The following is a 12,394-nucleotide window of genomic DNA, read 5'->3' on the forward strand; positions in this document are numbered from 1 at the left end:
TCACGTGCTTTATCTCCTTTTCCTGTGACTTTTAACCAATACTTTCCGTCATAATGTAAGTCTTTTACTCTCGCGGTGCACAATTCTTGAATTCTTGCACCGGTACTTGCCAGAGCTAGTAAAATTGTATAGTTTACTAAATGCCCTTGTTCTTTATAAAATCCTAAAATTTTCATCACTTCATCATAGGATAGGTCCCGATTTGGCCGATCCTGTTCATTTACATTAGCGCGCTGCAGTTCTTCATGAAGAGGCTTTTCAATGTAAGAAAATACGTGAAGATGTTTTAGAAAAGAACGAATGAGTACTGTTTTCTTTGCAAGTGTTGCGACCGCGTACGTATCTCCATTTCTACCGTTCTCTACCTGCTTCAACCAAGCATTATATTTACGAATATGCCAAGGTTGCAATGTTTTTAATAAAGAGTCGTTTTGCTGTACCTCTTCCCCATTCAATTCGAATTCCTCTGCGTGCTGCACCATGCACTGACAAAATGACAAGATTTCGGACACATAACTCTTTTTCGTATCCTCTTTTCTATTCTTCTTTTCATCCATATCTTTTTGTAAATGCACAAAATGATAAATGACTTCTATATCACTTAAATACGTATATTTACTCTTTCCCTCTTTTTCTGCAACCTCCATCTTCTCTTCCACTTTATCTACATAACGATTGTTATGCAGAAATGGAATGATACCACTTATATTCTCTACATATGTATCCATATACTTACTTTGATTGTTTATAATAGGTATATTTTCTTTTGAATTGTTATTACCCATAAATCGAATTCACCTCTCCTATTGAAGATTATGAATATAATTCTCTTTATTACCTATAAGTATTATTTTATTTCACTTCTATCTATTATACAAATGATAATTCATTTTCTTTCTGTAAGAATTCTATATTCTTCTCTATCTAAACATACATATATTTTTTTATAAATATTTATTCATTATACGTGTAGTTATATATATATATTCACTTATTTAATTCAAATAAAACTTTTACATTATAATAACAATCAATATATATATAAATATCGTTTTTTACTATTATTGAATTTACTATTAACTTCGATTTTTATTAGAATTTAAATCAAATTTTATATGTATATAAAAATCTGATATGATACTATGTAGAGTTTATAAATTAGTCGGAATTCGGAGGTATAATTTTATGACACAGGATTTACTATTTATTACAAAGCCTACTGTTACTACAAAAGAAGCGGCTGATTTAATGGGGGTAACCGTACAGACCATATTAAAGAAAGAAAAAGAAGGATTAATAGAATGCGTATACAAAGATAACTGGAAACAATTCGGTAGCAAAATTTTCTATTTAGAAGATATTGAAAAATTAATGGAAAAAGAAGAGGTCAATGGACTAAGCACAAAAGAAGCAGCTGAAATTCTAAATGTAGCTCCATCTACTATTTTTACATACATCAAATCCGGAAAATTACCCGCTACAATGGTAGAAAAACGAGGAAAACAAGTATATCTTATCGATGAAGAAGAATTAGAAATTTTTATGCTTGATTATGAAAAAACTAAAACAAAAGAGCGAAAAACATTCATTACCAAGATCTACGATGAAGAGATATGTTTATATCAATTATTAACACATCAACACACCGGAAAAACAGCTAGGGTAATAGAGCTTAATGGAGCAGATGGAAAGATTCTTACAGAGGATGAAGAGATTTTCCCACTATCTACTTATAAAGAACATGATTATTCTTTTGAACCGTTCAAAAAACAGCCAGTGATTACAAAACGAGGATATTTATCTTTTTCATTTAAAAAACCTCAATTATTTAATTCTATCACTTACAATCTAATAAACTTATTCTATAAAAAACTTGGTGTCACAAATATGCGATTGACTATTACACAAGATATCATCAAATTAGAAATTAAACCCTTTGTTTTACACGTAAATCCATTGCAATTTCAAGAAGAGATAAAATATTTACATTCTCATATGAAATCTGGTTCAATACTTCCACATGTAGAAGGCATTTACTTTAAAAGTAATGTAGAGCCATTAACTTTTCATGCGGATTATGAATTCAAACAAAAAATAGTACAAATGGCCACTGATGCTGGAATGGGACAGGAAGAGTTTTTATTACAGGCAGTAAAATCTTATATTGAAAAAATTTAAATACTTCTTGCACTAACATCCTTAAACGAGTACATTGATATTTTTACCCTCAATAATTTATAGCCTATTCCATACTTAAAAGTCATTGCAATTCTATACATTTATGGAATACAGCCGCATGCCATTAAGCTAAAGGAAAAAAATAATTGAGATAGTCCATACTTTAAATAAACAAAACCGAAATCTGGGAACAGATTTCGGTTTTTCAACGTACGATAAATTATGAAATTTTGTAAAAACCACATGCAATGAAGTGCTTTTAGTTAAAATCATCTATACTTTAATCAACTTTGCAACAGAACCAAATCTAATTTGCTTTATTCTCAATAAAATGATTTAGTAAATTTACAGTAGAATAAATATCTTTGATATCAACCATTTCAAAAGGTGTATGTGTATAACGAGTTGGAATACCAATAAGTGCTGCAGGAATACCACTATCAAAAAAGGCTATACCATCAGAGCCATAATTACTATAAATACCAATTTGATAAGGGATATTATACTTTTTAGATATATCCTCTAAACCCCATGTTATTTTAGGATTATAATGAATAGCACCATCCTTATAAACTAGTGTCGGCCCACCACCTAATCTAGTAGGATAATCTTGTTCATTTACAGTTGGTATGTCTCCTACTAAACCAATATCTAAAGAAATTGCCATATCAAAGTCCATTCTTGAACCTAGAGCATAAGCGCCATGAGCTTTATTCTCTTCTTGCACTGTAGCGCCATACCATACTTCATAATTCAAATTGGAAACGTCCATTTTCTCTAAAAGGAGATCCATGACCAAAAGTCCAATTCGATCGTCAAACGCTTTTCCAATAAGCTTATTTCCAATCTGAGTTAATTCCCTTTTCCATACCACACTAGAGCCAATATGAACTCCTAATTTTTCTACCTCTTCTTTACTATTAACTCCCATATCTATAAATAGACTATTAAAATTTAAATTTCCAGCCATTTGCTGCTCGGTAAGGACATGACCAGTAGATGTTGCAAAAACTCCTGTTGCTACATCCCCTGTTCTACTTATTACTTGAGCTAATTGACCTATCATATGTAAATGATTAGGACCAGACCTATGTGCTTCTTGCACAGGATCAATTAGTAAAAAGCCATCAGGGGTAATATACCTCACTATAAATCCAATTTCATCCATATGTGCTTGGATTAATAATTTAGGTCCCTTCCCACCAATTTTACAAATTAAATTTCCAACTTTATCTTCAAAACATTCCTCTGATTTATTAATCCAACGTTTCTTTAACCAATTACTAACTAAATATTCATGACCAACAGGACCAGGTAAGCTTACTAATTCTTCTAATGTTTTATAAATACTTTTCTTAATTACATGTTCTTCTACTTTTAGCATTATTAAATCCCCCTATTTTAAATGATTTATTTAAAGTTAATTAACTTGAAGCTCATGCTTAAACCAAAAGTTTTCACTAATAGCAAAGGTTAATTCTTCATTTATAACTTGATGCCACCAATTTTTAGGAGTATATATAATCTCACCTTGATTAAGTTCTATATAGTAAGGGTTTGCTTTTAAAATAATTTCTTCTTCTTCTGGAGTTGGATTAAAAATATTACAATCTACACTTGCTAAATATTCCATTTCTTGATCAAATTTCGGATTAAAAAATACCCATTTTTTCTTTCCAAATATAACGGCATTCCAATTGTGTGTTGCTTGAAAATCTTTATGTAATGGAGTTCCAGTGTTCGTTGAACCTAGAAATACCCATTTCAATTCTTTGTCTCCTTTTTTCCTAACTGTTTGCTCTGTTAAAAAGGAAGGTATACTATATGATAAAGCGATTTCTCTGTTTCCCATAATGGAGAAAGGCCAATCACAATACCAATTTTCTTCATTTCCACCTTCTAACAATTGAATAAATTTAGAAAGCTTCACTGTATAAACTTTCTTTTTTCCTTCATAATCAGACTTTCTAATTACAACTTCTTGCTCTCCAAATCTTTCATTTAAATATTTTAAATCCCAATTAAAGCACTCCCAATTATTCACAAGATTTGTTAAGATAACAGGCTTCTTATCTGCAAACTCCTTCATAAATCTTTCATAGGTTAGATTCTTACAATCTATTCTTTCAATCATTGGCCTCACTCTTTCAATGTTATATTGGGTAAATATTTAACTCTCTAAAATAAATATGTGGAGCTCCTTGAGTTACACTTAAATTATTTTGATTGTTTTTATCACAGCCAAATACCGGATTGAAAATTCGCAATTCATTACTACTACCAACGATATTCTTCGCAGCCTCAAACTTACAACCTTTAATATCAAACCTTCTAATAATTAAATTACTTAAACTTCCGTTTTTAATAATAATCCCATAGGATGGTCTGATTACAAATTTTGTACCTATTGATCCTCCTCCCCATGAACCTTTACAAAAGAGACCATATTCTATTTTTGATATTAAATCATTGATATTCTCGTTACCTTTATCCATATACGTTATGGACATACGTGGAAGAATAATATCGTCATATGAAACTTTTCGACCATTACACGAACCTTTTGCTTGTAGCTTCTTTTTCGTTTCTGAACTATGAAGTAAATTACTCCAAATACCCTCTTTAATTATTTGGGTACGAAAAGATTTCTCTCCTTCATCATCCATTCCGTAATAAGCTTTGTGCCCTATTAAAGTTGGATCATCATATACATTAAACTTATAATCAGACCATCTATAACCTAGGCTATAACCATTTTCACAAGCATACTCCATATAATTATCAGCTTCTGAGGTATGTCCAAAACATTCATGAACAAAATGAGAGGCGGGCCACTGATCTAATATAACTGGTAATTTTAATTTATCTTTTAATGATTTTCCCTGAACGGTTTGCTCTAGTTCTATTCTTAACTCTTCTATTTGATTGGAAAGAATATGAACTGGTGAAGATTCCGTACTTACTTGCCATAAAACGGGTATTATAGATTCTTCCCCTTCAACATGAAATAGGATTAATAAATTATATCTATTTATAGGCTCTTCATATAAGGAAATTCTCTCATTGTTTAAATTAAGGTTTATACTATACGAAATAATATTTTTACTGAATTTTAAGATATTTAATTCTAGTAATTTAATACAATCTTTAAGTTGCCTCTTCAAAAAGTTATTGATACTAGTGTCTTTAATTTGATCATTAATGACCTCAATGCAATCTTTTTGAGATTGATACTGAAGTTTAATTAAAAAATTATTAAACTTAATCCCTCCTATGTTTTTAATAATTGATTAATTTTTTGATAGTTTTCCTTATAGTGGATATAATCTTTTTCTTTCATTTTCATTTTCTTACAAAAAATTTCTATTAGTTCATATATTTCCGTTCTCATGGGTAATAATTCTAGAGTTCTATGTGCTAAAGATAAGCCATATTCGAAATTTTCTAGATGCAAATGGCATAAAATTTGAAGAATTAAACTATGTGCCTGGATCGTGTCAACAACACCTTTTTTTTGTTGAAACCACTTCAATGCATGCTCATAATCTTTTTGCTTCATATAACTCATACCAATATTATAGGCTGCCCAAAAAGCTTCATCACCGTGCTCTTTAGCTTGATAATAACATTTTTCAGCCTCGCCTAACTGTCCCATTTGTACTAATAATAAAGAGCGTAATTTCCATCCGATTCCACTTAAAATATCAAGCTCTTTTTCTTGTAAATAATTTAAGTATTTTTGATCTATTGGTTTTCTATTAGAAAGAGCAGCCATTGTTTCTATAGGTACCAAATGATTTCGAGCTGGATTACTAATAAGTTTCATATCTAATTTATGAGAAAATATACTACTTAATCTTCTATATGGCTCCGGCATAAAACCACTCTTTATTGAATAGGTCATTGTTTTTATGGTATCTGTAATTTTATTTTCTTTTAAAATCTGTAAAACCTGATCAAGCTTATAATATAGATTCTTGTTCTCAGGATTATAGAAAAAATCTAAATCAATATCCGTAATTAAATTACTCTCTTTATAAAGTTGCATATACTTAAGATTATTTAAAGTTGTAATCATGAGGGTTGTATTTTTTATTTTTGTTTCAATACCAAACGAATATTTTTTAAAGGAATCAATAATTTCAGTACCATGCTGGGGAATTAAAGATAGTAAATTCCAAAATACCTGGCCCAAATCATTTACATTACCTTTATGTTCAACTACTGGAGAGACCCATATAATTTTTTTAAACATATTTAAATCAATAGCTGCATATAAAAAGTCATCTAATCCATAAGCATATTGTTCATCTTCTCTACAGGGTATGTCCCTATTTAGAATGTTTAATGATTGATTTTTTTCTACTCTTTGATGTATTTTTTGAATTTTAGTTTCACTTATTAATTTAAGATCTAAATGACGATCAAAATACAACAAAGTTGCTGGCTCCTTAATAGTTCCTTGCCAAAAAGGAAGTACTTCACCATGCTCTTCGAATGTTGTAATTGTATTCATGATTTGATTAAACCCAATTTATATATGCTCATTGCTAGGTTAGTTTCTTCATTACTAGTCAATTTCATTTCATTAATCTTTTGTAGACTTCCAATTTCAATTAACTGTAATACATTTTCTTCTATAGGGCCTTTTATTAGTCTATTTTTAGCTGCTGCAAATAACCATATAATCTTGTCCTGTTGCACCTGAATTTTTTTACCCAATAAAGCTTCGGCAATATTTCTATCGAGTCTAATCGAGGCATAATAAATATGACCATTATGTTTAATATCCTTACTTAAAATTTTAAATGCTGGCTCTGCATTTACTACCAAGATAGATATCATCGCATTTAAGAATTCATGTTTTAAAAGCAGTTCTATATTTTTATTACTTTTAATTATTTCAATATTACTTAAAAAACAAAAGAATGACTCCTCAATACACTGACCATCTCCGGCATAAGGAATTTCCTTATAATTTTCAAATTCTTTTGATGCTACAAATTCATACATCAATTGTTGCAAGTCAATATTATTTAGTTCGAGTTCTTTAAAAGTTCCAGGAAAAGCTGTTTTTAATCCGCCACTATGTTCTATATTCCCATTCAATAAATTTCTTACAATAGTTTTTGAAGTAGCAATTAGTTCTTCCTTGTCAATGGTTTGAATCTGTTTTAGATTTTCTTCAGAAATATTTAGTTCACTGAATTTATCTTTTAGGAATAAATTTCTATACTCATAATCATGTAGTAAATTATATAATATTTCGTCGAGAGAATAGTATTTATCTACTGATATTGCCATTGTTTTACCACCTCTTTCATCCTCTGATAATTTCGTTGAGATTTCGGAATGAGAATACCATCATTCGTATACTTAGGATCTTCATAAGTCACGGCTTTTAAATTTGGACATAAAGGAAGTAAATATTTAAGTAAATCTATTTGTTCGTCTAATAGTATGCCATGATGCAGATCCCTAAACTTTCCACGAATAATCTGACACCCTGATAAATGTAATTCAAAGCAATTATCAAGCGGTAGCTTAGAAAGATTGGTATACATTTTTTCATTTGTATTACCAATAAGCCATTGATAACTCAAAATATGACCTATATCAATAGTTACTGGGGAATTTGTCTCTTGAACTAGAGTATTAAAATACTCAAAACCATCCATGTCACCGATAAAGAAATTAGTTCCTTCTGTAAAACCAGGAAATTCAATACAAACTGGTACCAGTAGATTTCTCTGATATTCATTTATATTTTCAATACAAGCTTCTAGCCCTCTTGGCGTCATATATGGTGGTAATGGAAATGGCACAGTTTTTCCCTTAATGGACCATAAGCCTAAATCCTCAACAATCCATTTGATTTCATACCTTTCAATTATCTTATTTGTAAATTCTATTATGGAGCTTTTTTCATATTTTTCAGTAGCTCCCATATTTAATATGGTTTGATGAAATGCCCTTGCTTTATAATTAGGAACAGCATTAAATAGCCGATCATACGCCTCAAAATAATCTTCTGCTTTAAGAACACTTCGATTTTTAGGCTGGAATGCAAAAAACATATAATTAAACTCATCTTTATAGTTTTCAAAAAAGATTTTCATTTTTGGAGTAATATCATCTCCATTTTCTGCTGTACAAAATCCAATATCTTCTCCCCAAGGTAAGTCCATTCCAATACCCAGGCCTAACTTATTCTCAACTTTAGGAAAGCGTACACTATTTTCTGTAAGCTTCATTCAACATTACCTCCTTTTCATTAACAGCAACTAGTATTCCCGCTCCTTTATCACTAAAATGCTGAAGATAAACTTGATGTTCTTCTTCCACTACATATAAATAATCCTGATCACAATATATTGCATTTGGAAGAGGGAAGACTCTTTGCCATAAGAAATCCATTAAAAGTATTCTCTCGCTTTTTACTACTCTCACCCATGGATATAATTGCAAAATATATGTATATGAATTTGGATTCAAATTATCCCTAGACTCTGTAGAGCTCCTTTTATCTGGTGGTAGTTCATCATTCTTTTGTGGATTAACATTTTTATAAATTTCAAGAAATCGGTTTAATCTTTCATTAAAGGTATCACCGTCACTATGGTTAAATGTAGCCCCCATTCTACCCATACCATAATTCAGTAACTTATTTCCCCTTAAATTTTCGTCCGATGTTATAGTTATATTATATTTCTCTGGATTTTTTGCTAAATATGTTGTTGGTTCAGCAACAAGCATTTGCATGACATCAATACCTATTTTATCTGCATTTTTTTTCAAAAATTCTTCTGAATTCATAACTTCTTCTTCAGTTTCATTGGGTAATCCACCAATTATTGAAAAACGCAGAGGAATTCCTAATTCATGAAGATTATCTATAATTTGTTGATAATTATTTGCTGTAACCCCCTTATCCAATAGGTCCAAAATTCTTTGCGAATTTGTTTCATACCCTACGGACATCAGTATGCAGCCTCGATCCTTTAGTTCTTTGCAAAATTCCTTCTTTAAAAGAATATCTTCCAATCGATTTCTAGTACTAAAAGATATACGATATCCATTATCATTTAAGATTCTCATTGCGTTTAGCACTAAACGTAGATTAGTATTTTCATCAATAAAGTTTATTCTTGTTGCACCATAATTTTTAATTAAATATTCACATTCATATGCAATTTGTTTAGGGGTTTTCTGTTGATAATTTTTTTCTTGTCGAGATCTATTTCCATATGAACAAAACGCACATCTTCCCCAATAACAACCTACACAAGTAATAATGGACATATGTACTTCTTCATCTAAATAATTTTTATATGGAAGATCTGAAAAATCAGGAGGTAAAGCGTCTTTTATATGATAATCCGACTTTTTAAAAATCTCTTTTTGTACATTATCTTTTAAAAAAATAAAATCTGGTACATCATGCTTTTCTATTTCCCCGTCCAAATGTTTAGAAAGGAGGTAAAGTGTTTCTTCACCAGCTCCAGTTCCTAAACCATCTACATACTGACTAAGGTCATCTAATTTTAAAAGTTGTTCTTTCCTTAACATTATTTGTTGTCCACCAAGAGTCACAAAAACTTCTGGCATTAATTCTTTAATCCATTTACATAATAGTAGTGAAGGTAATAACTGACTGTAATATGCAATTGAAATTCCAAAAATTTTGGTGGGATTCTGATTTAAAAATTCAACTAACATTTTTTTTTGAATAACACTACCAATATCTTCTGGGTTTTCAATAAACTTATTTATCTCAGAAATCATTTGGGGTAATGATGTAACTTCTTTTTTTAAAAAAGAAGTTTCCAATAAAAGCTCTATGCCTTGTCTTACTAATCTAACGTCATTTTTCAATTCATTATCTGATTTTTTATTGATAAACACGTTGTGAAATAGTTCTTCTTGATTTTCATACAAGTATTTTGCAAATTCTAACCTGTAAATGTTTTTAATATTTTGCAGCTCTTTACCTTTATAGCTTTCAATAAATTTTAATAAGTTTGTTTTAGAAAAAATATTATGACAAAGTTCTATATTAAAATCTTTTTGCTCTACCTTTAATTTTTTATTTCTTAAATAACCAGTTATCATTGGTAAGCTCAAATACGGGAAAAGCCTTGCTTCAGTTACTGGTGGGAAAATAATTTTCAAATCCTGAAGTTCCAATAAATCATCTCCCTAAAATAGTAGAAGTGTACAGCTGTTATAAACAGCTGCACACTTCTGCTTTTATGGATTATAATATTATATTTTATTTCTCATCTTCTTTTGCTTCTGGAGCTGCTGAAAAACGGAAAGCATGGAATGCGTTACCTACTTCTAATTCTTTCGCTTCAATTACTTCTAAATCTTCAAGTAATTTTTCATTTTTATTTTCCATGTAAATCACCTCCTTTCAAATTCATTAACTTTCTATGTTTTCTGTCACATTAGTAACTTTTTTTAAAAATTTCTTATCAAAATACAAGGTAAATAGCACGATGAAATATAAAACTATACAGACTATAACTAAATATAAGAATCCGTCATTAGACATACCACCATTAGTACCGGAAAAATTAACTACATGACTAAAGATACCTGCAGCAAATGCTCCTGTTCCAAATTGAACCATTTGAAATAGCCCCATATATACTCCTGTTTCTTCTTTGGGTACTGATAACATTGCGATTTTATTTTGGGATGGCATTGTAATAACTCCTGCCAATCCAAAGAATAAAAACATAAAAAGAAACAACAAGATTGAGCTTGAAAATGTTGAAATAGCTAACAATGACATTCCGAATATTGAGAAAAATACACCTATTAATATTAATAGACGATTATCCTTTAAATCAGCTAAACGTCCCATATACCCTGAGAGCATTATCGAAATTACAGAATCAATTACTAATATCCATCCTACTTGCTCAGGAGGTATTCCATGATTTTCTCTCATATATGTTGGTATATATAATGTGATTGCATTTGCAATTAGGAATAATAAAAATACCCTAATTAATGCAGAAATAAAAATTGGATTATGAATAGCTTTTTTAGGTATTAGAGAGGTGTCATTTGTACTCTCCTTTTCAAAAAATACAAATAGCAAGATTGTTATGAGAACAAAAACAGCCGCTAAAAGTTTTAAATAAATACCAACATTATCAATAAATAAAATTTGTATTGCTAATACAAGTAAAAGTAAACTTATTGAACTTTTGAAAGGTATTAGAACTTTTTTTATACTCTTTTCATAATTATCCTTTTTAATAACCCATAATACGAGTAATAAAGCAATCGTACTAAAACAACTTAATACTCCAAAGATTGCCTGCCACTGAAAGTATCGTACTATGAGCCCTCCTAAAGCTGGCCCTACAAATGTTGCAACTGCAAGCACTCCAGAAAACCACCCAAATGCCCAACCTATCTTATCTTCTTCAAAATTTGTTCTTATTAATAAAACCTGCGCAGGTACGATCATCGCATCTGCAATAGCTTGTAATGATTGAAATCCTAAAAACAAGTACCAATTAGTAGTCATTCCACTTAAAACAGTCGAGAACGTAAAGAGTAATAGACCTATAATAAGAATCCTTTTTGCTCCAAATATATCAGATATTTTCCCGAAAAGAGGAATCCCTGTTGCAAAAAAAGCAAAGAATAATATATTTCTAATTTGAAGTGTTGAAAAATTTATATCAAAAGTTTTAATGATATCTGGAAAAGCAATGGTTAACATGGACGTGCTCATTACACTTGCAAAAGCACATAATGAAATGGTGAAAATTTTAATTTTATACGTATTCATTAAGGATGTTCTCTCCTTCAGATGTGTTTGTTTTTAGATTTTTCTAAAAATTAACCCCGGTGAAATAAATAATAATAGATAAATAACTTATGTACAACTAGAATTTAGTATATTTTTGCCAACCCAAGTTGAGAAACTTTTTCTATGGACAAATACAATCTGTTGCAAAGTTTTATAAATTAAGCTATACCTTCGAAAAAATGGCGCTACCACTAGAAATAACACTTAAAAATATCAATAAAGAGTTAAACTTTGGTTGAATTTTTGTACTGATTTTCGGCAATAAGTTCATTTTTCAAGTGATAGGTTAACCATGTTAGAACTCTCAATCTATTGATAAATATATCCTTGATTAAAATTCTGGTTTTTCCGTAAGAAATCAGGAACTATCTATCAATTTAA

11 protein-coding genes are annotated in these 12,394 nt (G+C 30.0%); 1 reads left to right on the top strand and 10 read right to left on the bottom strand.

The features are described from left to right. Positions 1-785 (bottom strand): tyrosine-type recombinase/integrase (locus V7S50_RS31220; RefSeq protein ID WP_336376791.1); only part of this gene is annotated, 785 nt, incomplete at its 3' end. A gap of 400 nt (positions 786-1,185) precedes the next feature. Between V7S50_RS31220 and V7S50_RS31225 the strand changes: the two genes are divergently transcribed. Next, positions 1,186-2,178 (top strand): helix-turn-helix domain-containing protein, encoded by a 993-nt coding sequence (locus tag V7S50_RS31225; protein WP_336376792.1) that lies wholly within the window; start codon positions 1,186-1,188, stop codon positions 2,176-2,178. Between the two features lie 307 nt (positions 2,179-2,485). On the opposite strand, the gene V7S50_RS31230 is transcribed toward V7S50_RS31225, so the two are convergent. The 9 genes from V7S50_RS31230 to V7S50_RS31270 all read right to left on the bottom strand — a co-directional run bounded on the left by V7S50_RS31230 (position 2,486) and on the right by V7S50_RS31270 (position 11,992). Next, the gene (locus tag V7S50_RS31230) at positions 2,486-3,562 is read right to left on the bottom strand and encodes a M42 family metallopeptidase (RefSeq protein WP_336376793.1); all 1,077 of its coding nucleotides are present in this window, start codon (positions 3,560-3,562) and stop codon (positions 2,486-2,488) included. Between the two features lie 36 nt (positions 3,563-3,598). After that, positions 3,599-4,312: a cupin-like domain-containing protein gene (locus V7S50_RS31235; protein WP_242255975.1), complete on the bottom strand. Its 714-nt coding sequence runs from the start codon at positions 4,310-4,312 to the stop codon at positions 3,599-3,601. Between the two features lie 19 nt (positions 4,313-4,331). Beyond that, a complete protein-coding gene (locus V7S50_RS31240; RefSeq protein WP_336376794.1) occupies positions 4,332-5,342 on the bottom strand; it encodes a metallopeptidase TldD-related protein in 1,011 nt (336 codons plus the stop codon). 107 nt (positions 5,343-5,449) lie between these two features. Beyond that, the gene (locus V7S50_RS31245) at positions 5,450-6,694 is read right to left on the bottom strand and encodes a hypothetical protein (protein WP_309260320.1); all 1,245 of its coding nucleotides are present in this window, start codon (positions 6,692-6,694) and stop codon (positions 5,450-5,452) included. Beyond that, positions 6,691-7,482, bottom strand: a complete 792-nt coding sequence (locus tag V7S50_RS31250) for a hypothetical protein (RefSeq protein WP_242255969.1) — start codon at positions 7,480-7,482, stop codon at positions 6,691-6,693. The genes V7S50_RS31245 and V7S50_RS31250 overlap by 4 nt, the downstream gene beginning before the upstream one ends. Continuing rightward, a complete protein-coding gene (locus tag V7S50_RS31255; protein ID WP_242255968.1) occupies positions 7,467-8,432 on the bottom strand; it encodes a multinuclear nonheme iron-dependent oxidase in 966 nt (321 codons plus the stop codon). Before V7S50_RS31255 ends, V7S50_RS31250 begins: the two co-directional genes overlap by 16 nt. Next, positions 8,413-10,365 carry a B12-binding domain-containing radical SAM protein gene (locus V7S50_RS31260; protein ID WP_242255967.1) on the bottom strand — a complete coding sequence of 651 codons (1,953 nt, stop codon included), beginning with the start codon at positions 10,363-10,365 and terminating at the stop codon, positions 8,413-8,415. The genes V7S50_RS31255 and V7S50_RS31260 overlap by 20 nt, the downstream gene beginning before the upstream one ends. Positions 10,366-10,450: 85 nt before the next feature. Beyond that, positions 10,451-10,579: a hypothetical protein gene (locus tag V7S50_RS31265; protein ID WP_002157812.1), complete on the bottom strand. Its 129-nt coding sequence runs from the start codon at positions 10,577-10,579 to the stop codon at positions 10,451-10,453. 24 nt (positions 10,580-10,603) lie between these two features. Continuing rightward, positions 10,604-11,992, bottom strand: a complete 1,389-nt coding sequence (locus V7S50_RS31270; RefSeq protein ID WP_242255966.1) for an MFS transporter — start codon at positions 11,990-11,992, stop codon at positions 10,604-10,606. Positions 11,993-12,394: the final 402 nt, after the last annotated feature.

The sequence above is a fragment of the Bacillus sp. CCNWLW194 genome (assembly GCF_037120585.1).
Lineage (GTDB): Bacteria > Bacillota > Bacilli > Bacillales > Bacillaceae_G > Bacillus_A > Bacillus_A basilensis.